The 20,957-nt window shown below is 63.3% G+C and carries 23 protein-coding genes; 14 read left to right on the top strand and 9 right to left on the bottom strand.

All coding sequences use genetic code 11. The features are described 5' to 3' along the window. Positions 1–2 precede the first annotated feature (2 nt). The gene (locus tag ACGYK2_RS07815; RefSeq protein ID WP_271688231.1) at positions 3–968 is read left to right on the top strand and encodes an NADPH:quinone oxidoreductase family protein; all 966 of its coding nucleotides are present in this window, start codon (positions 3–5) and stop codon (positions 966–968) included. Here the strand turns inward: ACGYK2_RS07815 and ACGYK2_RS07810 are convergent. Continuing rightward, the gene (locus ACGYK2_RS07810) at positions 965–1,945 is read right to left on the bottom strand and encodes a DMT family transporter (RefSeq protein ID WP_271688230.1); all 981 of its coding nucleotides are present in this window, start codon (positions 1,943–1,945) and stop codon (positions 965–967) included. The genes ACGYK2_RS07815 and ACGYK2_RS07810 overlap by 4 nt on opposite strands. Before the next feature lie 103 nt (positions 1,946–2,048). Between ACGYK2_RS07810 and ACGYK2_RS07805 the strand changes: the two genes are divergently transcribed. The 10 genes from ACGYK2_RS07805 (at position 2,049) to ACGYK2_RS07760 (ending at position 10,693) form a co-directional block, all read left to right on the top strand. Continuing rightward, a complete protein-coding gene (locus tag ACGYK2_RS07805; protein WP_271688228.1) occupies positions 2,049–2,570 on the top strand; it encodes a CoxG family protein in 522 nt (173 codons plus the stop codon). 63 nt (positions 2,571–2,633) lie between these two features. Continuing rightward, positions 2,634–3,563 (top strand): ABC transporter ATP-binding protein, encoded by a 930-nt coding sequence (locus ACGYK2_RS07800; RefSeq protein WP_271688226.1) that lies wholly within the window; start codon positions 2,634–2,636, stop codon positions 3,561–3,563. Then, entirely contained in the window at positions 3,560–4,321 is a 762-nt protein-coding gene (locus ACGYK2_RS07795) for an ABC transporter permease (RefSeq protein ID WP_271688225.1), read from the top strand. The genes ACGYK2_RS07800 and ACGYK2_RS07795 overlap by 4 nt, the downstream gene beginning before the upstream one ends. Positions 4,322–4,380: 59 nt before the next feature. Further along, a complete protein-coding gene (locus ACGYK2_RS07790) occupies positions 4,381–5,178 on the top strand; it encodes a S49 family peptidase (protein ID WP_271689995.1) in 798 nt (265 codons plus the stop codon). 167 nt (positions 5,179–5,345) lie between these two features. Next, the gene (locus tag ACGYK2_RS07785; RefSeq protein WP_276154277.1) at positions 5,346–6,305 is read left to right on the top strand and encodes a calcium/sodium antiporter; all 960 of its coding nucleotides are present in this window, start codon (positions 5,346–5,348) and stop codon (positions 6,303–6,305) included. 12 nt (positions 6,306–6,317) lie between these two features. Then, entirely contained in the window at positions 6,318–7,097 is a 780-nt protein-coding gene (locus ACGYK2_RS07780; protein ID WP_271688222.1) for an SDR family oxidoreductase, read from the top strand. A gap of 285 nt (positions 7,098–7,382) precedes the next feature. Further along, positions 7,383–9,251, top strand: coding sequence for an excinuclease ABC subunit UvrC (uvrC, locus tag ACGYK2_RS07775; RefSeq protein WP_271688221.1), 1,869 nt, complete (start codon positions 7,383–7,385; stop codon positions 9,249–9,251). An 84-nt stretch (positions 9,252–9,335) separates the two neighbouring features. Continuing rightward, positions 9,336–10,001 (top strand): CDP-diacylglycerol--glycerol-3-phosphate 3-phosphatidyltransferase, encoded by a 666-nt coding sequence (pgsA, locus tag ACGYK2_RS07770; RefSeq protein WP_271688220.1) that lies wholly within the window; start codon positions 9,336–9,338, stop codon positions 9,999–10,001. Beyond that, positions 10,001–10,246 (top strand): molybdopterin converting factor subunit 1, encoded by a 246-nt coding sequence (gene moaD, locus ACGYK2_RS07765; protein WP_209218317.1) that lies wholly within the window; start codon positions 10,001–10,003, stop codon positions 10,244–10,246. The genes pgsA and moaD overlap by 1 nt, the downstream gene beginning before the upstream one ends. 3 nt (positions 10,247–10,249) lie before the next feature. Next, entirely contained in the window at positions 10,250–10,693 is a 444-nt protein-coding gene (locus tag ACGYK2_RS07760) for a molybdenum cofactor biosynthesis protein MoaE (protein ID WP_271688218.1), read from the top strand. Positions 10,694–10,702: 9 nt separating this feature from the next. On the opposite strand, the gene ACGYK2_RS07755 is transcribed toward ACGYK2_RS07760, so the two are convergent. From ACGYK2_RS07755 to ubiA, 4 genes are read right to left on the bottom strand one after another with little or no spacing between them, the layout of a single operon-like run. Further along, positions 10,703–11,098, bottom strand: coding sequence for a VOC family protein (locus ACGYK2_RS07755; RefSeq protein WP_271688217.1), 396 nt, complete (start codon positions 11,096–11,098; stop codon positions 10,703–10,705). A gap of 23 nt (positions 11,099–11,121) precedes the next feature. Continuing rightward, positions 11,122–11,445, bottom strand: coding sequence for a hypothetical protein (locus ACGYK2_RS07750; protein WP_007118939.1), 324 nt, complete (start codon positions 11,443–11,445; stop codon positions 11,122–11,124). Then, a complete protein-coding gene (locus ACGYK2_RS07745) occupies positions 11,432–13,357 on the bottom strand; it encodes an OmpA family protein (protein WP_271688215.1) in 1,926 nt (641 codons plus the stop codon). Before ACGYK2_RS07745 ends, ACGYK2_RS07750 begins: the two co-directional genes overlap by 14 nt. Before the next feature lie 59 nt (positions 13,358–13,416). After that, positions 13,417–14,391, bottom strand: a complete 975-nt coding sequence (ubiA, locus tag ACGYK2_RS07740; protein ID WP_271688214.1) for a 4-hydroxybenzoate octaprenyltransferase — start codon at positions 14,389–14,391, stop codon at positions 13,417–13,419. 12 nt (positions 14,392–14,403) lie between these two features. On the opposite strand from ubiA, the gene ACGYK2_RS07735 reads away from it, so the two are divergent. The 3 genes from ACGYK2_RS07735 (at position 14,404) to ACGYK2_RS07725 (ending at position 17,137) form a co-directional block, all read left to right on the top strand. Then, on the top strand, positions 14,404–15,123 hold the full coding sequence (locus ACGYK2_RS07735; protein ID WP_271688213.1) for a 16S rRNA (uracil(1498)-N(3))-methyltransferase: 720 nt from the start codon (positions 14,404–14,406) through the stop codon (positions 15,121–15,123). Positions 15,124–15,139: 16 nt separating this feature from the next. Further along, positions 15,140–15,670, top strand: a complete 531-nt coding sequence (locus ACGYK2_RS07730) for a hypothetical protein (protein WP_271688212.1) — start codon at positions 15,140–15,142, stop codon at positions 15,668–15,670. A 96-nt stretch (positions 15,671–15,766) separates the two neighbouring features. After that, on the top strand, positions 15,767–17,137 hold the full coding sequence (locus tag ACGYK2_RS07725; RefSeq protein WP_394374272.1) for a glutamate--cysteine ligase: 1,371 nt from the start codon (positions 15,767–15,769) through the stop codon (positions 17,135–17,137). A 34-nt stretch (positions 17,138–17,171) separates the two neighbouring features. Here the strand turns inward: ACGYK2_RS07725 and plsY are convergent, their stop codons facing one another. From plsY to ACGYK2_RS07705, 4 genes are all read right to left on the bottom strand, one after another. Next, entirely contained in the window at positions 17,172–17,780 is a 609-nt protein-coding gene (gene plsY, locus ACGYK2_RS07720; protein ID WP_271688210.1) for a glycerol-3-phosphate 1-O-acyltransferase PlsY, read from the bottom strand. After that, complete coding sequence (gene pyrC / locus ACGYK2_RS07715; protein WP_271688209.1) at positions 17,780–19,060, bottom strand: dihydroorotase; 1,281 nt, start codon at positions 19,058–19,060, stop codon at positions 17,780–17,782. Before pyrC ends, plsY begins: the two co-directional genes overlap by 1 nt. A 252-nt stretch (positions 19,061–19,312) precedes the next feature. Further along, positions 19,313–19,846, bottom strand: coding sequence for a hypothetical protein (locus ACGYK2_RS07710; RefSeq protein ID WP_271688208.1), 534 nt, complete (start codon positions 19,844–19,846; stop codon positions 19,313–19,315). A gap of 56 nt (positions 19,847–19,902) precedes the next feature. Continuing rightward, a complete protein-coding gene (locus ACGYK2_RS07705) occupies positions 19,903–20,850 on the bottom strand; it encodes an aspartate carbamoyltransferase catalytic subunit (protein ID WP_067265620.1) in 948 nt (315 codons plus the stop codon). Between the last annotated feature and the right edge of the window lie 107 nt (positions 20,851–20,957).

The following is a 20,957-nucleotide window of genomic DNA, read 5'->3' as shown; positions in this document are numbered from 1 at the left end:
CGATGCGCGCCATGCAAGTCACCGCCTATGACGAACCGCTTACCCTGCAAGAGCTTGAGAAGCCCATGCCGGGGCAGGGCGAGGTGCTGGTCCAAGTCGAAACCTGCGGGCTGAACTTTGGTGATCTGTTGATCATCAAAGGCACCTATCAGGAAAAACCGCCGCTGCCCTTCACGCTGGGGATGGAAATGGCGGGCACGATCACCGCTCTGGGCGCGGGGGTGGATCACCTGAAGGTCGGCCAGCGCGTGGCGGCCTATACCGGCTTTGACGGTCTGGCCGAATATGCCGCCATTCCCGCCGCTGTCTGCGTGCCGATCCCCGAAGAGATGACAGCGGTCGACGCGGCGGCCTTTCTGATCGCCTATGGCACCAGCCATGTGGCCTTGGACTACAAGGCGCGTTTGCAGCCGGGCGAGCGGCTGCTGGTCTTGGGCGCGTCGGGCGGCATCGGGCTGACGGCGGTGGAACTGGGCAAGCTGATGGGGGCCGAGGTGATCGCCGTGGCGCGCGGCGAAGACAAGCTCGCCGTCTGTAAAGAGGCGGGCGCCGACCACCTGATTAATTCTGAGACCGACGACATCCGCGCCATCGTCAAGGAATTGGGCGGGGCGGATGTGGTCTATGACCCGGTGGGCGGCGATCAGTTCAAAGCCGCCATGCGCGCCTGCAACCCCGAAGCGCGGCTGATCCCCTTGGGCTTTGCGAGCGGTGAGGTGCCTCAGATTCCGGCCAATATCCTGCTGGTCAAGAACCTCACCGTTTTGGGCTTTTACTGGGGCGGCTATGCCAAGATCAAACCTTCGGTGCTGACCGACAGTTTCGCCGAGCTGATCAAATGGTATGTCGCGGGCAAGCTGAAACCCCATGTCAGCAACGTGATGCCGCTGGAACAGGCCAATGAGGCGCTGGCCCTGCTGCGCGATCGCAAGGCGACGGGCAAGGTGGTGGTCAAGGTGGCGGCTTAAGCCCGCCGCCCGCCCTGCAAACGGGTCACGCGCAGCGCCTTTTGGCGCTCGCGCAGGTAGACGAACAGACCCGAGGCAAGGATCAGCGCGATCCCGACCCAAACCTCCCAGACCGGGAGGTCGCCAAAGATCACGAAACCCCAGAACACCGCCAGCGGCAGGCCGATATATTCGAACGGGGCGACGGTGGCGGCATCCCCCAGCCGGTAGGCTTGGCTCAGACAATAGCCGATCAGCGCGATGTTCAACCCAATGCCGAGGAAGGTGAGGTAATCCTCACGGGCAGGCCAAATCCACGCGCGCAACAGAAACTGGAGCGAGGCACTGCTGCCCTCATCCACGAACCGCCCATCGCCTGCGATGACGAAGAACCCCAGCGACACGGCGACGAAGGCGGCCTGAATATAAACCATCAGCGCCGAGGCTTTGGAGTTCACGCCCAGCTTGCGGGTCATCAACTGGTTCAGCGCATAGGTCAGCGCCGCCAGTACCGGCAGCAGCAGAACCCAGCGGGAGGTTTCGAGCGTCGCGGTGCTGGCCCAAGGGCGCATCATGATTACCACGCCGATGAACCCCACGATCACCGCGCCAAGACGCAGCGGGCCGACCTTTTCACCCAGCAGCGGGATCGACAGCACCGTGATGAAGAGGGGGGCTGCAAAGAACAGCGCCGTCGCCTCGGCCAGCGGCAGCACCGACAGCGCCAGAAAGAAGGACATGTTCGAAATCACGATGAGCAGCCCGCGCAGCAGATGCAGCCCCGGCTGTCGCGTCTTGAGCAGGTGAAACCCGCCTTCGAGCTTGACCAGCACCAGCCCCAGCAGAATCCCAATGGCCGAGCGGGTAAAGACGATCTGATGCAGCGGATAGCCGCCCGACAGACGTTTGATCAGCATGTCATTGACCGAAATCGCGGCGACGCCGAGAAGGATCAGCCCGATCGCCAGTCCGGCGCGGTTATGGGAATTACTTGTCATGGCAAAGACCTATCAGCCCGGGGCGAGAGGTCCAGCGCTTTGACATTGGTTTGCGCAGAATTACCCGCTAGACTGTTGCGATACGCCAAAGGGAGAGCCAGCCATGCAGATGTCCGACACCCGCCAGATCGCCGCCACCCCCGCCGAGGTTTACGCGGCATTGCTGGACCCGGAGATGCTGCAAACCTGCGTACCCGGCGCGCAAGACGTCTCAGGCTCAGTCGAAGAGGGCTATGACGCGACGGTGGTGCAAAAGGTCGGCCCGGTGAAGGCGACGTTCAAGGGCCATGTGACGCTCTCCGATCTGGTGCCGAACGAAGCGCTGACCATCACCGGCGAGGGCAAGGGCGGTGCCGCCGGTTTCGCCAAGGGCGGGGCCGAGGTGCGGCTGGCCGAAAAGGACGGCGGGACCGAGCTGAGTTATGATGTCGAGGCCAAGGTCGGCGGCAAGCTGGCGCAGCTTGGCAGCCGGATCATCGACGGTTTCGCCAAGAAAATGGCGGATCAGTTCTTCGACAATCTGCAATACTCGCTCGAAGGTCCGGCGGAGGAAGAGGCGGAGCCCGAGACCGCCGAAGAGGATGCCCCCGCTAAAAAGGGCTGGTTCGGCCGCGCCAAGACCTGAAGGCATCTGTTCACCCAAGGCAAAGCCAGTTAGGTTGCCCGCCTTACCAAAGCGGAGACGACCATGCCGACAATCGTGGATATTCAGAACCTGCGTAAATCCTACGCGGGCGGTTTCGAGGCGCTCAAAGGGGTCAACTTGCAGATCGAGAAGGGCGAGATTCTCGCGCTTCTGGGCTCGAACGGGGCGGGGAAGACGACGCTCATTTCGACCATCTGCGGCATCACCACCGCGACCAGCGGCAAGGTGACCGTCGGCGGCCATGACATTCGGGATGATTTCCGCGCGGCCCGTTCCATGATCGGGCTGGTCCCGCAGGAGATCAATCTCGAACCCTTTGAGAAGGTCATTAACACCGTGCGCTTCTCGCGCGGGCTGTTTGGCCGTTCGGCGGATGAGGCGGTGTTGGAGAAAATCCTGCGGCAACTCTCGCTCTGGGACAAGAAAGACAGCCAGATCCGCGAGTTGTCGGGCGGGATGAAACGCCGCGTGCTGATCGCCAAGGCGCTGGCGCATGACCCCAAGGTGCTGTTTCTCGATGAGCCGACCGCGGGCGTCGATGTGGAACTGCGCAAGGATATGTGGGAAATCGTGGCGGGGCTGAAAGCCTCGGGCGTGACGATCATCCTGACCACCCATTACATCGAAGAGGCCGAGGCCATCGCCGACCGGATCGGCGTCATCGCCAAGGGCGAATTGTTGCTGGTCGAAGAGAAACACGCGCTGATGGCGCGGATGGGCAAGAAGCAACTCGAAGTCCAACTGACCGAGCCGATCACCGAAGTGCCGCTGGCGCTGCAATCGCCGGACGTGGAATTATCCGCCGATGGGCAATCGCTGATCTACACCTATGACACCAATGCCGAGCGGACCGGCATCACCAAGCTGCTCTCCAAGGTCGCGGAAAGCGGTCTGGTGCTGCAAGACGTGGCGACACGGCAAAGCAGCTTGGAAGATATCTTTGTCGACCTGCTCAAGGAGGATGCGGCATGAACTGGACCGCGATAAAAGCCATCTACGCTTTTGAAATGGCGCGTTTCTTTCGCACCATCACGCAAAGCATCATCTCCCCGGTGCTCTCAACTTCGCTTTATTTCGTGGTCTTCGGCGCCGCCATCGGCAGCCGCATTGATGAGGTCGAGGGCGTCAGCTACGGCGCCTTCATCGTGCCAGGGCTGATCATGCTCAGCGTCATCACGCAGTCGATCTCCAACGCCTCTTTCGGGATTTATTTCCCGAAGTTCATCGGCACGGTTTACGAGTTGCTTTCGGCGCCGATCAACTTCTTCGAGATCGTCATCGGCTATGTCGGCGCGGCGGCGACCAAGGCGCTCTTTATCGGCACGATCATCCTGATCACGGCCTTCTTCTTTGTCGACATCACGATCCAGCACCCCATCGCCATGGTGGCCTTGCTGATCCTGACTTGCATCAGCTTTGCGCTGATGGGCTTTATCATCGGCATCTGGGCGGGCAATTTCGAGCAGTTGCAACTGGTGCCGCTGTTGATCGTCACGCCGTTGGTCTTCCTTGGCGGGTCTTTCTACTCGATCTCGATGCTGCCGCCGGTCTGGCAGGTGATCTCGCATTTCAACCCGGTGGTCTATCTGATCTCGGGCTTTCGCTGGGCGTTTTTCGGCGCGGCGGATGTGCCGATCATCACCAGCCTTGCCGCCATCGCGCTGTTTACGGCGCTTTGCCTCGGCGTGATCTGGTGGATTTTCCGCACCGGCTGGCGTCTGCGGGCCTGAGCCTACGAAACTTGGGCGTCCGCCTTGTTTGCGCGGGGTGGGCGTTCTACATGAAGGGCATGAGAATTCGGCTGCCCTTCCTGAAATCCCCGCCCAGCGTTTCCGTAATCCGGCTTTCCGGCATGATCGGCGCGCAGGGCCGCGCGGTGTTGAACGATGCCACCATGGGTCCGGTCATCGAAAAGGCTTTTGCCAAGGGCAAGCCCGCCGCTGTCGCCTTGGAAATCAACTCCCCCGGTGGCAGCCCGGTGCAATCGTCGTTGATCGGCGCGCGCATCCGGCGCCTGTCCGAAGAAAAGAACATTCCCGTCATCGCCTTCGTCGAAGATGTGGCCGCCTCGGGCGGCTATTGGCTGGCGGCGGCAGCAGACGAGATCTACGCGGACCCAAGCTCAGTCGTCGGCTCCATCGGGGTGATCTCGGCCTCCTTCGGGGTGCATGAGTTCATCCGCGAGCATGGGGTCGAGCGGCGCGTTTATACGGCAGGGCAGAGCAAATCGATGCTCGACCCGTTCCGCCCGGAAAATCCTGAGGATGTCGCGCGGCTGAAGGTGCTTCTCGAAGACATCCATGAGAATTTCATCGACCATGTGAAGACCCGCCGCGCGGGCAAGCTGCCCGAGGGGCAAGACCTCTTCACCGGGGAAATCTGGCTGGCGAAACGCGCTGCCGAACTGGGGTTGATCGACGGGATCGGCCATCTGAAACCACTGCTGAAAGACCGCTTTGGCGACAAGGTCAGGATGCGCCGCTATGGCGTGAAACGCGGGCTGTTGTCGCGTTTTGGCGTGCAGATGATGCAGGACGCGGTGCAGGGCATAGAGGAACGCGCGGCCTTCGCGCGGTTTGGACTCTAGCCCATGGTTTTCAAGATCGTTTTGCTGTTTCTGGTGGCCATGGGCCTCATGGCTTGGTTTGGAAAAATGCATTGGCTGGGGGGCAAACGTCTGTCCCGGTCTAAATGCAGTGACTGCGGACGTTACCGCATTGGCAAAGGCGATTGTGCCTGTAAGGGAGGGCGTTGATGCTGATGCCATGGCTACTTTCGGGGCTTGGCCTCGTGATCCTGCTGTTTGCGGGGGATGCGCTGGTGAAAGGGGCGGTGAACCTGTCGCTGCGCCTTGGCGTGCCTGCGTTGATCGTCAGCCTGACCATCGTGGCCTTTGGCACTTCGGCGCCGGAGTTGCTGATCTCGGTCAAGGCGATTTTGGACGGGGTGCCGGGGCTGGCGCTTGGTAATGTCGTGGGGTCGAATACGGCCAATATCCTGATGGTGCTGGGCATTCCGGCGCTTTTGGCGACGATGCACACCTCGGAATGCAGCACCCGCAAGACCTATAACCAGATGATTGCGGCCTCGCTGTTGTTCATCGCACTGGCCTTCCGCGGCGTCTTTGACTGGATCGCCGGGCTGATCCTGCTCGCCGGTCTGGTCTATATGCTTTACGACGCTTTCCGCGATGCAAAGGATCACCGCCACGCCTGCCGCAGCGGTGCGGCAGAGGAAGAGGAGGAGCCCGAAGGCGCGGACCCCGATATGGCGGGCTGGCAGATTGCGATGTTCCTGATCCTCGGGCTGATCGGCCTGCCCTTGGGGGCGAGCCTTTTGGTGGATAACGCCACGATTATCGCCCAGACCTATGGGGTCAGTGACACGGTGATCGGCCTGACGCTGGTGGCCGTGGGCACGTCGCTGCCTGAGCTTGCGACCACGGTGATGGCGGCACTGCGCCGTCAGGCGGATGTGGCGCTTGGCAATGTGATCGGCTCCAACATGTTCAACCTGCTGGCGATCATCGGCATTGCGAGCCTTGTCGGTCCGATCTCGGTCGACGAAGCCTTCTTGCGGATCGACCTTTGGGTGATGTTGGGCGCGTCGCTCTTGCTGATCCCCTTCGTCTATCTGGGGCGCGATATCACCCGGCTTTGGGGCGTGGTGCTGAGCGCGCTTTACGGGCTTTATTTGTTTATCATCCTGATCTGAGGAGGGCAGCAGATGCGGCGGGCATTGGTGACCGGAGCCGGGCAACGTCTGGGCCGCGCCATGGCGCTCTACCTCGGGCAGCGCGGCTTTGATGTGGCGGTGCATTTTGCCACCTCGGAAAGCGGAGCCAAGGCGACCGTCGGCGAGATTGCGGCCATGGGCCGCCGCGCCGTGGCCCTGCAAGCTGACCTTCTCGACGACACCGCAGCCGCGGCGCTTTTGCCCCGCGCGGCGGATGCGCTCGGCGGACCGATCACCTGCCTTGTGAACAACGCTTCGATTTTCGAGCAGGACGATATCACCAGCGCCACGCGCGAAAGTTGGGATCGCCATATGGGCAGCAACCTGCGCGCGCCCTTCGTCTTGACGCAGGCGATGGCGGGGCAGGGGCTGACCTCGGATACCGACGCCGGGGGAGAGCCGCGTGCCAGCGGTTTGATCGTCAATATGCTCGACCAGCGGGTGCGCAATCTGACGCCGGAATTCACCACCTATACGATCGCCAAGATGGGCCTATGGGCGATGACGCGCACCAGTGCGCAGGCGCTGGCCCCCGCGATCCGCGTGAATGGCATCGGGCCCGGCCCGACCCTGCAAGGCCCGCATCAAGACCCCGATGACTTTGCCGCGCAGCGCCGCGGCACGGTTCTGGGTCGCGGCGCGAACCCCGAGGATATCACGGCGGCACTGGGGTATTTTATCGATTCGCCGGGGGTCACGGGACAGCTTATCTGCGCAGATGGCGGAGAGCATTTGCAATGGGAAACAAGCCCTAAAAGCCCCCGAAACTGACGCGCATGCGGGAAGTTTTGCACGTCCTTAACCTATGTAACCAAAGTGTTACCGAAACCCTTTTGTTTTCAGGGGCTTGTTTCATGGTAAACAAAAGAATGAGGAAAATCAGGATATTATGGGCGCGCCTAAAAAATAGGCAAATCAGCGAACCATGTTAAAAACAAAGAGAAATCCAAGATGCCCAGAAGTTATCGGCAGAGTTATCCACATGTTTGGTGGACATGTTAAAGCTTGCCCCCATTGCCGTCCTATTGCAGCGAAGCACGAGAATCAGCGCCTGAGATGAACACGCCCAACGACAGCCCTCCGCCGCAAGGCCGCAAGGTGATTCAAGCCTATCTGAAGTCGCTCGATTCCTCGCCGGGCGTCTATCGGATGCTCGATTCGGAAAGCCGCGTGCTTTACGTCGGCAAGGCGCGGAACCTGCGGGCGCGGGTGTCATCCTACGCACGGCCAACGGGGCATTCGGCGCGGATCTCGCGGATGATCGCGAATACCGCCTCGATGATGTTTCTGACGACCAAGACCGAGACCGAGGCGCTGCTGCTCGAACAGAACCTGATCAAGCAGCTCAAGCCCAAGTTCAACGTGCTGCTGCGCGACGACAAAAGCTTTCCCAATATCCTTGTCACCGCCGATCACGACTACCCGCAGATCAAGAAACACCGCGGCGCGAAGAAGGAGAAGGGCAGCTACTACGGCCCCTTCGCCAGCGCGGGCGCGGTGAACCGGACGCTGAACCAGTTGCAACGGGTGTTCCTGTTGCGGGACTGCTCCAACGCGATGTTCGACAGCCGCACGCGGCCCTGTTTGCAGCATCAGATTAAACGCTGCTCCGCCCCCTGCGTCGGCAAAATCTCGGCCGAGGATTATCGCGAGACCGTGCGCGATGCGGAGCGGTTTCTCAGTGGCAAATCGACGGATATTCAGGGCCGTTTGGCGCGGGACATGGAAGAGGCGTCAGAGGCGATGGAGTTCGAACGCGCAGCCGCCCTGCGCGACCGGATCAAGGCGCTGACGCAGGTTCAGACCGCCCAAGGCATCAACCCGCAGGGGGTGAACGAGGCCGACATTATCGCGCTGCATATGGAAAGCGGTCAGGCCTGCGTGCAGGTCTTCTTCATCCGCGCCAACCAGAACTGGGGCAACCACGACTATTACCCCCGGATCGGGAGCGAGATCGACGCCGCCGAGGTGCTAGAGGCCTTCATCGGCCAGTTCTACGACACCCGCGAGCCGCCGCGGCAGTTGATCCTCAGCAATGAGATCGAGGACCCCGATCTGATGGCCGAGGCGCTGAGCGGCAAGCTGGGCCGTAAGGTCGAACTCCTGGTGCCGAAACGGGGTGAGAAGGCCGAACTGGTCGACGGGGCCCTGCGCAATGCGCGCGAAAGCCTTGCCCGCAAGATGGCCGAGACGGCGACCCAGACCAAGCTCTTGCAGGGGCTGGCCGATGCTTTTGACCTGCCCAAGCCGCCCGAGCGGATCGAGGTTTACGACAACTCGCATATCCAAGGCACCAATGCCGTCGGCGCGATGATCGTGGCGGGGCCGGAAGGCATGATGAAAAACCAGTACCGCAAGTTCAACATCCGCGGCGATGACCTGACCCCGGGCGATGACTTCGGCATGATGAAAGAGGTGCTGCACCGCCGCTTCAAACGGCTTATCAAAGAAGACCCGGACCGCAGCCGGGGCCTTTGGCCTGATCTGCTGCTGATCGACGGCGGCGCGGGGCAGGTGAGCGCCGTGGCCTCTATCATGGCGCAGCATGGGGTCGAGGATATCCCCATGGTCGGCGTCGCCAAGGGCATCGACCGCGACGCGGGCAAGGAAGAGTTCCACCGCGTCGGCAAGCGCCCCATGGCGCTGCGCCACAACGATCCGGTGCTCTATTTCGTGCAGCGCCTGCGGGATGAGGCGCACCGTTTCGCCATCGGCACCCACCGTGCCAAACGGGCCAAGGGGGTCAGCGCCACGCCGCTCGACGACGTGCCGGGCGTCGGCGCTGCGCGCAAGCGTGCGCTGCTCGCGCATTTCGGTTCGGCCAAGGCGGTAAGCCGCGCGAACCTTAGCGATCTCAAGGCGGTCGAGGGCGTATCGGATGCGCTGGCTGAGACGATCTACGGCTATTTCCATGAAAAAGGCTAGGGGGGCGGCCCCGTGGTGGCGACGGCTCGCAGGCGGGGCGGTTTCGTCCTTTCAGCCACGAACGGCGCAAGATAGGATAACGTCATGAAATGGAATTTGCCCAATATCCTGACACTGCTCAGGCTGGTCGCGGCCCCCGGTGTGGCGGTCATGTTTCTCTATTTTACGCGCCCCTATGCCGATTGGTTCGCCCTGCTGCTCTTTGTCGGGGCGGCGGTGACGGATTGGTTTGATGGCTACCTTGCCCGCGCTTGGGCGCAGGAAACCAAACTCGGTGCCATGCTCGACCCGATTGCCGACAAGGCGATGGTGGTGATCGCGCTGATGGTGATCGTCGCCTTCTCAAGCTGGTCGCCGTGGTTGGTGTTGCCCGCCACGCTGATCTTGTTTCGCGAGGTCTTTGTCTCGGGCCTGCGGGAGTATCTGGGCGATGTCGCCGGCACGTTGAAGGTGACTCAACTGGCCAAGTGGAAGACGACATTGCAGATGATCGCCATCGCCGTGCTGTTTTCGCAAGGCGTGTTCGAGCATTACCTCGGGATGAGCGTTTTCGGGATGGACCAGCAGATGATCGAAGCGATCCTTGATGGCGAGGTCGAAGATCATCTCGGGCTGGGCTGGAAACTCGCCGGGATGGAATGGGCCGGGCTGCTGGGGCTGGCGCTTTTGTGGGTCGCCGCCGTGCTGACCGCCATCACCGGCTTTGACTATCTGCGCAAGGCGCAGCCGCATCTGAAGGAGCCACGCTAATGGATGTTTTGTATTTCGCATGGGTCCGCGAACGCATCGGCTTGCCCCGTGAACGGGTCGAGAGCCAAGCTGCCACGGTGGCCGAATTGGTCGAAGAATTGCGGGGTCGGGAGGAGCGCTACGAAGTGGCCTTTTCCGACCTTTCCGCGCTGCGGGTTGCCGTGGATCAGGAACTGACCGATTTCGACGCCCCGCTGCAAGGCGCGCGCGAGGTGGCCTTCTTCCCCCCGATGACCGGGGGCTGAGCGATGCGCGTTTTGGTGCAGGAAGCGCCCTTTGATCTGGGTGAGGAAGCCGCGCGCTTTGCCAAGGGCGAGGGGAGCAGCGGCGCGATCGTGACCTTTACAGGCGTGGTGCGCGACAATGATGCGGGCACGTTGAGCGCGATGGAAATCGAGCATTACCCCGGGATGACCGAAAAGGCCCTGCGCGAGATTGCCGAGCAGGCGATGGCACGGTTCGATCTGCAGGATGCGCTGGTGATCCACCGCTATGGGCGTCTGGTGCCGGGGGAGCAGATCATGATGGTCGCCACCGCCGCGCGGCACCGCCGGCATGCGTTTGAGGCGGCGGAGTTCCTGATGGATTACCTCAAATCCCGTGCGCCCTTTTGGAAGCGCGAGATCACGGCAGAGGGGGACACTTGGGTCGCCGCGAAAGACGAAGACGAGGCGGCGTTGAAGCGTTGGTGAGCCTTCGGCTCAGGCGAAACGCCCGCCTTTTTCGATGACTTCGATCTGGTAGCCATCGGGGTCTGCCACGAAAAAGAACTTCGCCACGGTCTCTCCGGCGGGGCGGAAGTCAACGATCTCGCGTGGGGTAGCACCGCCCTTGATCGCGGTCTCGCGCGCCGCTTCGAGGTCGTCGACCACGAAGGCCAGATGGCCATAGCCGTCGCCCAGATCGTAAGCGGTCTCGCGGTCCTTGTTGACGGTCAATTCCAGCTCGAATGCGCCCGTGGCGTCGCGCAGGTAGATCAGGGTGAAACTGTCGAAATCCAGACGGTCCGCGATTTTCAGCCCGAACACGTCTTCGTAGAATTTCACCGATGCCGCCTCATCAAAGACACGGATCATGGAGTGGGCGAGATTGGCCATGGCAGGGCTCCGAAGGTCTGGGGTTAGGCTTTCTGACGTTCGATATAGGCGCGCATCTCTTCGGCCTCATGGCGGGCGTCGCGCAGCCCGTCCATCGCGGCGCGCAGCTCGGCCTCGGTCTGGGCCAGTTGGTTGGTCAACTCGGCCTCGCGCTGTTGCAGATAGGTGATCGCCTGATCACGGGTTTCCTCGGCCTCGTGCAGCTCTTGGCTCATCCGGTCCAGCTGGGCCACGTCATCGGCGGCCACGCGGGTAAAGCGGTTCAGCAGCCAATTGGCGAACCATCCCATGCAGAAGGCCACGAAAAGAATGATGGCTGTTGCCAGGACAAACTCAGTTCTGCTCATCACCGCTGCCTTCTTCGGTTTCGTCGGATTCCCCGATCTCTTCTGCCGTGGTATCGCCCGTTTCTTCAGCAGATTCCAGCGCTGTTTCGTCCTCGGGGGTCTCGGCCTCGGGCTGGATCAGGCGGAATTCGATGCGGCGGTTGGCTTCGCGGCCCTCTTCGGTCTTGTTGTCTGCGATGGGGTTTTCCTCGCCATAGCCCTTGGCCACGAAGGAGGAAGTCAGCACCCGGCGCGCGCGCAATTCGTTCAGCACCGATTCCGCGCGGCTTTGCGACAGCGACAGGTTCATCGATTCGCGGCCCTGACTGTCGGTGTAGCCCTGAATCTCCAGCCGGATGTCGCCGCAGTTTTTCAGCACCTCGGCGATATCGTCCATCGTCCCAAGCGCGGAGGCGTCAATCGTGGCGCTGCCCGGCTCAAAGGTGATCTTGCCGATTTTCAGGATTTCGCGAATTTCGGCTTCGCATTCTTCCGGTGTCGGCAGGCCCGCGATCGGGTCGAGCTTTTCTTGATAGGTGATGTCGATGCTGTAATCCGCCCCTTCGCCCAGCTTGTCGGCCAAGAGCGAGGCGACGGTGGTGTTGGCCTCCTTGTTGCCGGTATTGCCCATCACCTCAAGCCGGTCAGGCGTGACTTTGACAGAGCCATTGGCGAGGGAGGCCATGGCCTCAAGCCCGGTCAGGACGCGGGTGGCCCAATCGCCCGGCAGGGTCTCGTCCAGCCGCGCGGCGGTATAGACGTTGTCCGAGCCGAAATGCGATTTCGCGTAGCTGTCGGCCAGATCGCGCAGCCCCTCGGTCGAGAGCCGCCCGCGCAGTTGCACCTGCCCCTCGGGCGAGAGGGTCGCGGTAAACTCGGGCGGGCCTGCATCGGGGTCTTCGACTTTCGGCAGTTTCGCGGTTAGGGCGAAAACATCCGGAAGGGCGTTTTCCAACTCCCCCACGACGCGGTCGAATGTGGTGGCCTCGGTGCCCGGCGCGGCCAGCAGGGTGATGTCCGCATCGGCGAAGGAAATGCTGCCTTGGCCTACGCGGCGCAGCGCGTCGATGGTCAGCGCCACGGCGCGGCCCCAGTTCGGGCTGGGCACGCCCAGACCGATGGTGCAATCGGCATTCTCAGGCGCGCCGGCGGTGATGCCCGCTTTCAAGATACGGTCGGCGGCGGCTTCCGTATCGGCAGAGCAGGCATCGAAACGCGCGCCTTCCGCGTCGATCTCAAACCGCAAGGTAAAGGGGGTGATCACCGGGCGCGGGGCCGCGATGTCCAGCCGCAGCCGCAGGCTGGGCGGGGCGGCGCGTTGCAGTTTACGTTCCATCTGCGCCTTGGCGGCGGCGCTGTCGGCGATGGCGGTGATGGTCACCCGCCCCGCATCAACCGAGGCTTTGGCCCGGGGCAGGTCGGCCATCGCCTGCACGGCAAAGCTCAGCGCGTCTTCCCAGCCTTCGGGCGCGGGATAATCCGCGGATTCCAGAAGGTCGGTGACCGAGGCGTCGCCTGCCATGTCGCCAAAGGCGTCGATCACCGCCTCGCGGTCGGTGCTGGTGGGGATCAGGCCGATGATCGAGATGCCCGCGTCATTGCGCAGCACCTCGGCAGAGAAACGGGGCGGGGCGATGCCGGATTGGGCCTCGACCTCCATCTCGTCGATGACGCGGGCGGCGTCGACCACGGTGCCTGCGGTCGACAGGGCGCGAAAGCGCACGGCCTCGGTCGGCGCGATCCCGGCGAGGGTGACCTGCAAGCCATCGGCCTGCACTTCGGCCCATGTCATGCCCTGCGCGTCCAGCGCGTCACGCACGCCGATTTCCGAGGTGTCTTCGATCAGTTGTACCGAAAAGCTCGCCGCCACCAGAGAGACCACCGCTGCGGCTGCAAAGGTCAGGGCGATCGTGAAAATGGCGGAGAGGCGCATGGGCGGACTTCTGATTGTTAAGCTTGCGACTTGATACGCGCGTCCTGCCGGGGGTGCAATCAGGCCAGCAGGCTTGCCGCGAAAAACAACAGCGGGATCATGCCGGTATCGCGGTTGGCCCGGAAGAGCTGCAATAGCTTGGCATTGTCCTTGGTATCCAGCCCGCGCAGCTGCCATGCCATATGCCATCCCATCGCCCAAGGCCCGCCAAGGGCCAGCGCCAGCGCCAGCACCGAGGCTTGGGGCAGCCCGGCATAGATCACGGCAATGCCCATCAGCCCCACCGTGGCCATCAGGAAGCGCCGCAGCCATTTGCCGGAATTCTCACCAAAAAGCCGGGCGGTGGATTTCACGCCGATCAGCGCGTCATCCTCAGCATCCTGATGGGCATAGATCGTGTCATAAAACAGCGTCCAAGCGATGCCCGCGAGGTAGAGCACCACGGCAGGCGCATGCAGCGTGCCCGCATGGGCCGTCCAAGCCAGCATGGCGCCCCAGTTAAAGGCGAGGCCCAGAAAGACCTGCGGCCACCAAGTGAAACGTTTGGCAAAGGGGTAGACCGCCACCGGCAAGAGCGCCAGCACGCCCATGGCGATGGCCGCTTGGTTGAAGGACAGCAGGATCAGCAGTGCCAGCAGCATCTGCCCCACCATCCACGCCAGCGCCTGTTTCACCGAGACCGCACCCGAGGGGATGGGCCGCAGCCGAGTGCGGGCGACCTTGCCGTCGATATGCCGGTCGGTGATGTCGTTCCATGTGCAGCCTGCGCCGCGCATCAGGAAAGCGCCGATGCCGCAGCCCGCGAAGATCCACAGATCCTCCCACCGCGGCGACTGGTCGAAGAGGATCGCAAGGCTCAGCCCCCACCAGCAGGGCAGCAGCAACAGCCATGTGCCGATGGGCCGATCCGCGCGGCTCAGCCGCAGGTAGGGGCGCAGCCCCGCCGGGGCGTGACGGTCGACCCAATTGTCGGCCACCGCATCGGCAACAGGCGCATCGGGCGTAGCATCTGGCGAAGGCGGCTGGTTGTGCATATATCTGGCCCTATGAACGCGAAAATCAGATTGTATGTAGATCAGCCCTTGGGGCAGGGGCAAACGGTTCCTTTGGCGCGCGAGCAGGCGCATTACCTCTTTGGGGTGATGCGGCTCACGGTCGGGGCCGGGGTGCTTTTGTTCAACGGGCGCGATGGCGAATGGCTGGCCGAGGTCGCCGAGGCGGGCAAGCGCGGCGGGGTGCTGACCTGTGTCGAACAGACCCGGCCGTTGCAAATGCCGCCGGACCTGTGGCTGCTCTTTGCCCCGATCAAAAAGACCCGCACCGACTTCATCGTCGAAAAAGCGGCAGAGATGGGGGCCGCGCGGATCGTGCCGGTGATGACCGAATTTACCAATGCAGGCCGCGTGCAGCAGCCGCGCCTACAGGCCCATGCGGTTGAGGCGGCAGAGCAATGCGGCGGCACCTATGTGCCGGAAGTGGCCGAGGCTGAGAAGCTGGGGCGGTTGCTGGATCAGTGGGACAGCAGCCGTCAGATCATGTTCTGCGATGAGGCTTTGGCCGGGGAAAGCGGCGCACTGCCGCCGGATGCGCAGGGGCCATGGGCCATCCTGATCGGCCCCGAGGGCGGCTTTTCCGAGAGCGAGCGCAAACGGCTGCATGGTTTCGATCACGCCCATGCGGTCACGCTCGGCCCGCGCATCCTGCGGGCCGATACGGCGGCCGTGGCGGCGATGACCATGTGGCAGCAGGCTTTGGGAGATTGGTGATGCAAAGGGTGGCCCGATGAGTTTCCTGCGCCAAGGCGCTCGCGATCAGCTTTGGCGCTGGCGCGAGGCGATCGTCGGCGGCGGGCTGATGGCCCTCGGTCTCTGGCTGGTCGCGGGGCCGGGTTTCTTGCTGGCGGTACCGGGCTATGCGGCGCTGGCGGGCGGTGCCGCGCTGATCTGGCTTGGCGTGCAACGCGCGCGTTTTCGCGGGCAGGGCGATGGTGCGGGCGCGGTGCAGGTCGTCGAAGGGCAGATCACCTACTTTGGCCCGCTGACCGGCGGCACGGTCGCCCTGCGCGAGTTGCAGCGGCTGAGCCTCGACCGGCAGATGTTTCCAGCCCATTGGCGGCTTGAGCCGCGCGATGATGAGACGCCCCTGTTGATCCCGGTGAACGCCGCAGGATCCGAGGCGCTGTTTGACGCTTTCGCCGCCCTGCCGGGCCTGCGCACCGAGAGGATGCTCTTTGAGCTACGCAAGACCCGCCATGACGCCGTTGTGATCTGGGAGCGCGCGCCGCTGCGCCCGGCGCATGTCTTGCTGCATTGACAGCCCCGGCAAATCCGCCCATCCCTGCTAGACGCGACGCCACGTCGACAACTTAGAAGACACTCAAGACGACCCTTCAAAACGGAGCCCTCGCATATGTCCATTCCTCAATCCGGCGGCGGCCCGATCGAACATCACGACCAAATGGCGCAGTATCTGGCGGATGGCTGCAAGCCCCGCGAGCAGTGGCGCATCGGCACCGAGCATGAGAAGTTCGGCTATTGCAAGGACACGCTCAAACCGCTCCCCTATGAGGGGGAACGCTCGATCCGGGTGATGCTGGAAGGGCTGCGCGACCGCCACAATTGGTCCCCTGTCGAAGAGGGTGGCAAGCTGATCGGGCTTGAGAAAGACGGGGCCAACATCAGCCTTGAGCCGGGCGGCCAGTTGGAACTCTCGGGCGCCCCTGTCGAGACCATTCACGAGACCTGCGATGAGGTGAACACCCACCTGCGCGAGGTGAAAGACGTGGCGGATGAGATCGGCGTCGGTTTCATCGGTCTGGGGGCCGCGCCCGAGTGGTCGCATGAGCAGATGGATCTGATGCCCAAGGGCCGTTACAAGCTGATGGACGGCTATATGCAAAAGGTCGGCACCATGGGCACCACCATGATGCGCCGCACCTGTACCGTTCAGGTCAACCTCGACTTCGCGAGCGAGGCCGACATGGTGCAGAAGATGCGCGTCGCCGTGGCGATGCAGCCCATCGCCAATGCGCTTTTCGCCAATTCGCCCTTCCTTGACGGCAAGCCCAACGGCGTGAAATCCACCCGCGGTCTGGTCTGGCGGCATCTGGATGACGCGCGTACGGGCATGATCCCCTTCGTTTTCGATGAGGGCTTCGGCTTTGAGGCTTGGGTGCAATACGCGCTCGATGTGCCGATGTATTTCGTCTACCGCGACGGCAAGTATATCGACGCGCTCGGCCAATCCTTCCGCGACTTTTTGAAAGGCGAGTTGCCCGCTCTGCCCGGCGAGAAGCCGACGCTGAGCGATTGGGCCGATCACCTCACCACGCTCTTCCCCGAAGCGCGGGTCAAGAAGTTTATCGAGATGCGCGGCGCTGATGGCGGCCCGTGGCGGCGGCTCTGTGCCCTGCCGGCCTTCTGGGTCGGGTTGATGTATGACCAAAGCGCCTTGGATGGGGCATGGGATTTGGTCAAAGGCTGGGATGCCGAGACACGGGAAGAATTGCGCATCGCCGCCTCCACCCACGGCTTTCAGGCCGAGGTGGGCGGGCTTAAGATGCATGATCTGGCGCGCGAGGCCGTGGCCCTGTCAGAGGCGGGGCTGAAAGCCCGCGCCCGTCCCGGCGCCGGTGGGCTGGTGCCGGATGAGACGCATTTCCTCAACGCCCTGCGCGACAGCATCGAGACGGGCCGCGTGCCTGCCGACGATCTGCTGGCGGATTACCACGGCCCATGGAACGGCGATCTGAGCCGTATCTACGCGGAATATTCCTACTGAACGGGAAAGGGGCTGATGCCGCCCTCGAGCGGTGTCAGCCTTTCTGGCCGATGCGCGATTCCGTGCCTGCGCGGATCCGGCGAATATTGTCGCGGTGCCGCCAAAAGATCAGCAAAGTCAGGGCGATGCCCAACAGCAGCATTTCCCCGTAGCCGAGGAAAATCAGCAAAAAGGTCGAGCTTGCCGCCGCCGCCAGTGCGGACAGCGACGAGATGCGCGAGAGTGCCGCCGTCGCCAGCCAGACCACACAGCAGGCCAGCCCGACAGGCCAAGCCAGCGCCAGCATGAGGCCCAGAAAGGTCGCCACACCCTTGCCGCCGCGAAAGCCCAGCCAGACCGGGTAGCAATGGCCGATCATCGCACCAAGCGCCGCCGCCTGCGCCGCATCTTCGCCCGCAAAGGCACGGGCCAGCAAAACGGCCACGGCCCCTTTGGCCCCGTCCAGCACCAGCGTCAGCGCCGCCGCTTTTTTGTTGCCGGTGCGCAGCACGTTAGTCGCGCCGATGTTGCCCGATCCGATATCGCGCAGGTTGCCCAGCCCCATCAGCCGCGCCAGCAACATGCCAAAGGCGATAGAGCCGATGACATAGCCTGCCAGCGCCCAGAAAAGGATCAATTCAACGGAAGTCTCGATTGGGGGCATCAATTCGCCTCGTAAACGCAGGAACCTGCTACATAAGTTGCCACGACCTTACCCTGCATCCGCATCCCGTCAAAGGGCGTGTTGCGGGATTTCGACCGCAGCGTCGCGCGGTCCAGCACGAAGGGCGCGTCGGGGTTGAACAGCACCATATCCGCAGGCGCCCCCACGGCAATCCGCCCGCCAGGCAGGCCGAGGCGTTTGGCCGGGTTCAGCGACAGCGCGCGCCAGAGCGTGGGCAGGTCCATCATCTCGGCATGGACCAGACGCATCGCGGCGGGCAGCAGCGTCTCCAGCCCTACCGCGCCGCTGGCGGCCTCCTCGAAGGGCAGGCGTTTGCTTTCTTCGTCCTGCGGGGTGTGCATGGAGCAGATGATGTCGATCAGACCGCTGGCCACGGCTTCGACCACGGCAAGGCGGTCTTCCTCATCGCGCAGCGGCGGCTTTACTTTGAAGAAGGTGCGGTAGTCGGCCACGTCGAGCGCGTTCAGCGTCAGGTGGTGAATGCCGACACCAGCGGTGATGTCGAGCCCGTTGCGCTTGGCGCGTTCCAGCGCGGGCAGGGCACGGGCGGTGGTGATCTGGTCGGCGTGGTAGCGCGCGCCGGTCATCTCAATGAGGGCGATATCGCGGTCCAACCCCATCCGCTCGGCCATGGGCGAGACGGCAGGCAAGCCGCGCAATGAGGCGAATTTGCCAGAGGTGACGGTTGCCCCCTTGCTCAGCCCCGGATCCTGCGGGTGGGCGATGACCAGCGCGCCGAGGCTGCGGGCATAAGTGAGCGCGCGGGAGAAGACCTTGGTATCCGTCACCACGCGGTCGCAATCGGTAAAGGCAGCGGCACCTGCGTCCATCAGAAAGCCGATCTCGGTCATCTCGCGCCCCTCGCGGCCCTTGGTCAGCGCGGCCATGGGCACGACGTTCACCGGTGCCGCCTCATTGGCGCGGCGGGTGACGAATTCGAGCGTCTCGGGGCTGTCGATGGCCGGATCGGTGTCGGGGCGCGTGACCATGGTGGTCACCCCGCCCGCCGCCGCGGCAAGGCCCGCGGAGCGGTAGCTTTCCTTGTGCCGCTCGCCCGGTTCGCAAACTTTGACGCCGATGTCGACGATACCGGGGGCGAGAATATGGCCGCCGCAATCGACCAGTTCCGCGCCCTCGGGCGCTGTGGCCCCATCGGCCAGCACCTCGGCAATCACCCCGTTGCGGACCAGAACCGCAGCAGGCTCAAGCGTGCCAGCCTGAGGGTCGAGAAGGCGCAGATTGGTGAGGAACTGAGTCATGGGCGGGCCTTTGGTGCGATAGCGGATGCGCCGCTGTCATGCCCCAAATTGCCCCCCAAACCAAGCGGTCTTTTGGGCGCGGGCGTGGCGCGCGCGCCGCTAGCCGCCAATCCAAATCATCAGCCCGACCACACCAAAGGCCACCAAAAGGGCGACCATGGCGATACGGCCAGACATTTTCGGATCGTGTTCAGGTTCTTGCATAGGCCAGATGTAGCCCGCTGGCCCCAAGGGCGCCAGCGGTTTTCGCGCTTAGGCCAGCAGCCACCAGATGATGAGCAGGATCAGCACGGCCACTGCGACGATCACCATGGTCTTGCCGCCGCCGCCCTTGGCGGGCTCGGACGGGGCGACGCGGGGGATGCCGGTATAGGGCTGGGCGGCTTCGGCCTCCATCGCCTGCACCGGTGTGTCGGGGCCGCCTTCGGTATAGGTGCCGATATGGGTCAGCGCCGGGATCGGAGCCAGTTGCAGCGACTGCCCGGCGAAGGCGCGGGAGTAGACGATCATTACCCAACCGTCGAGCGCGGCAAGCTTGCTGCGGTCCGTCTCAATCTGGTCGGGGTTCACGCCATTGCCGTCGCGCAGATAGCCCGCAAGCCCCAGTTGATCGAGGTCAGCCACCCGGAAGACCTCCGTATAGGCCGCGTCGATCCGATCGACCCCGAGGGCCGCGGCCTGTGCGGTCTCATCATCGCGCATCGCCCGCGCCTCGGCATCCGAGAGCGAGAGGGCATAGACGCGGACCTTGCCAGCTTCTTGGGGGGCGACTTCTGTATGGGGCATGACGGCTTCCTTTGACTGTTCTCAGGAAAACGCCGCTTGGCCCGTCGGGGTTCCGGTCAGGCCGCGCCGGGTTGGGCGGCGATGTGGTTGCGCGCCAGCAGGTCCATCGCGGCCATGCGCACGGCGACGCCCATCTCGACCTGGTCTTGAATGACGGAACGGTTGATGTCGTCGGCCAAGGTGCCGTCGATCTCGACCCCGCGGTTCATCGGGCCGGGGTGCATGACGATGGCGTCGGGGCTGGCATGGGCCAGCTTTTCGGCGTCGAGCCCGTAGCGGTGGTAATACTCGCGCTCCGACGGGATAAAGCCGCCATCCATCCGCTCTTTCTGAAGTCGCAGCATCATCACCACGTCGACACCTTCGAGGCCCTTTTTCATGTCGTCGAAGACCTCGACCCCAAACTGGTCGATCTGGCTGGGCATTAGGGTCGGCGGGCCGACAAGGCGGATGCGGTTTTCCATCTTGCCCAAAAGCAGGATGTTCGACCGTGCCACGCGGCTGTGAGCGATGTCACCGCAGATCGCGATGCTGAGCCGGTGCAGCCGCCCCTTGGCGCGGCGGATCGTCAGTGCGTCCAAGAGCGCCTGCGTGGGGTGCTCGTGCCGCCCGTCGCCCGCGTTCAGCACGGCGCAGTTCACCTTTTGGGCCAGCAGGTCCACCGCGCCCGATTGCGGGTGGCGCACGACCAGCAGATCGGGGTGCATGGCATTCAGCGTCATCGCCGTGTCGATCAGCGTCTCACCCTTTTTGATCGAACTGGCCTGCATCGCCATATTCATCACATCCGCGCCAAGGCGTTTGCCCGCGATCTCGAAACTCGCCTGCGTGCGGGTGGAGTTCTCAAAGAACATGTTGATCTGGGTCAGCCCGCGCAGCGCGTCGGAATGTTTGTTCGGCTGGCGGTTCCGGTCGGCATAGGTGTCGGCCAAGTCCAGAAGGGTGGTAATGTCGGATTGCGAGAGCTGCTCGATGCCAAGCAGGTGGCGATGGGCGAATGACATGGTGGCGATCCCTTCTGCTGTTGCCGCCTTATAGGCGCGGGGGGCTTGGCGCGTAAAGCGCGGCGATAGGGCATTTCGCCCCCCGTCCTCAGGGCGTAAGCTGCGGG

Origin of the sequence: Sulfitobacter sp. 1A10359, from assembly GCF_043558145.1 — a bacterium.
Lineage (GTDB): Bacteria > Pseudomonadota > Alphaproteobacteria > Rhodobacterales > Rhodobacteraceae > Sulfitobacter > Sulfitobacter faviae.
The sequence above is the reverse complement of the archived record's forward strand: the minus strand, read 5'-3'. Positions and strand labels throughout refer to the sequence as shown.

What these genes read in the sequence shown, in the direction of transcription:
- ACGYK2_RS07805 (WP_271688228.1), top strand. Translation starts at nt 2,049, where the DNA reads ATGCAGATGTCCGACACCCGCCAGATCGCCGCCACCCCCGCCGAGGTT.
- pyrC (WP_271688209.1), bottom strand. Translation starts at nt 19,060, where the DNA reads ATGACTCAGTTCCTCACCAATCTGCGCCTTCTCGACCCTCAGGCTGGC.
- uvrC (WP_271688221.1), top strand. Translation starts at nt 7,383, where the DNA reads ATGAACACGCCCAACGACAGCCCTCCGCCGCAAGGCCGCAAGGTGATT.
- ACGYK2_RS07785 (WP_276154277.1), top strand. Translation starts at nt 5,346, where the DNA reads ATGCTGATGCCATGGCTACTTTCGGGGCTTGGCCTCGTGATCCTGCTG.
- ACGYK2_RS07735 (WP_271688213.1), top strand. Translation starts at nt 14,404, where the DNA reads ATGAACGCGAAAATCAGATTGTATGTAGATCAGCCCTTGGGGCAGGGG.
- ACGYK2_RS07745 (WP_271688215.1), bottom strand. Translation starts at nt 13,357, where the DNA reads ATGCGCCTCTCCGCCATTTTCACGATCGCCCTGACCTTTGCAGCCGCA.
- pgsA (WP_271688220.1), top strand. Translation starts at nt 9,336, where the DNA reads ATGAAATGGAATTTGCCCAATATCCTGACACTGCTCAGGCTGGTCGCG.
- ACGYK2_RS07705 (WP_067265620.1), bottom strand. Translation starts at nt 20,850, where the DNA reads ATGTCATTCGCCCATCGCCACCTGCTTGGCATCGAGCAGCTCTCGCAA.
- ACGYK2_RS07790 (WP_271689995.1), top strand. Translation starts at nt 4,381, where the DNA reads ATGAGAATTCGGCTGCCCTTCCTGAAATCCCCGCCCAGCGTTTCCGTA.
- ACGYK2_RS07750 (WP_007118939.1), bottom strand. Translation starts at nt 11,445, where the DNA reads ATGAGCAGAACTGAGTTTGTCCTGGCAACAGCCATCATTCTTTTCGTG.
- ACGYK2_RS07800 (WP_271688226.1), top strand. Translation starts at nt 2,634, where the DNA reads ATGCCGACAATCGTGGATATTCAGAACCTGCGTAAATCCTACGCGGGC.
- ACGYK2_RS07710 (WP_271688208.1), bottom strand. Translation starts at nt 19,846, where the DNA reads ATGCCCCATACAGAAGTCGCCCCCCAAGAAGCTGGCAAGGTCCGCGTC.
- ACGYK2_RS07725 (WP_394374272.1), top strand. Translation starts at nt 15,767, where the DNA reads ATGTCCATTCCTCAATCCGGCGGCGGCCCGATCGAACATCACGACCAA.
- ubiA (WP_271688214.1), bottom strand. Translation starts at nt 14,391, where the DNA reads ATGCACAACCAGCCGCCTTCGCCAGATGCTACGCCCGATGCGCCTGTT.
- ACGYK2_RS07730 (WP_271688212.1), top strand. Translation starts at nt 15,140, where the DNA reads ATGAGTTTCCTGCGCCAAGGCGCTCGCGATCAGCTTTGGCGCTGGCGC.
- ACGYK2_RS07755 (WP_271688217.1), bottom strand. Translation starts at nt 11,098, where the DNA reads ATGGCCAATCTCGCCCACTCCATGATCCGTGTCTTTGATGAGGCGGCA.
- ACGYK2_RS07780 (WP_271688222.1), top strand. Translation starts at nt 6,318, where the DNA reads ATGCGGCGGGCATTGGTGACCGGAGCCGGGCAACGTCTGGGCCGCGCC.
- ACGYK2_RS07810 (WP_271688230.1), bottom strand. Translation starts at nt 1,945, where the DNA reads ATGACAAGTAATTCCCATAACCGCGCCGGACTGGCGATCGGGCTGATC.
- ACGYK2_RS07760 (WP_271688218.1), top strand. Translation starts at nt 10,250, where the DNA reads ATGCGCGTTTTGGTGCAGGAAGCGCCCTTTGATCTGGGTGAGGAAGCC.
- moaD (WP_209218317.1), top strand. Translation starts at nt 10,001, where the DNA reads ATGGATGTTTTGTATTTCGCATGGGTCCGCGAACGCATCGGCTTGCCC.
- ACGYK2_RS07815 (WP_271688231.1), top strand. Translation starts at nt 3, where the DNA reads ATGCGCGCCATGCAAGTCACCGCCTATGACGAACCGCTTACCCTGCAA.
- plsY (WP_271688210.1), bottom strand. Translation starts at nt 17,780, where the DNA reads ATGCCCCCAATCGAGACTTCCGTTGAATTGATCCTTTTCTGGGCGCTG.
- ACGYK2_RS07795 (WP_271688225.1), top strand. Translation starts at nt 3,560, where the DNA reads ATGAACTGGACCGCGATAAAAGCCATCTACGCTTTTGAAATGGCGCGT.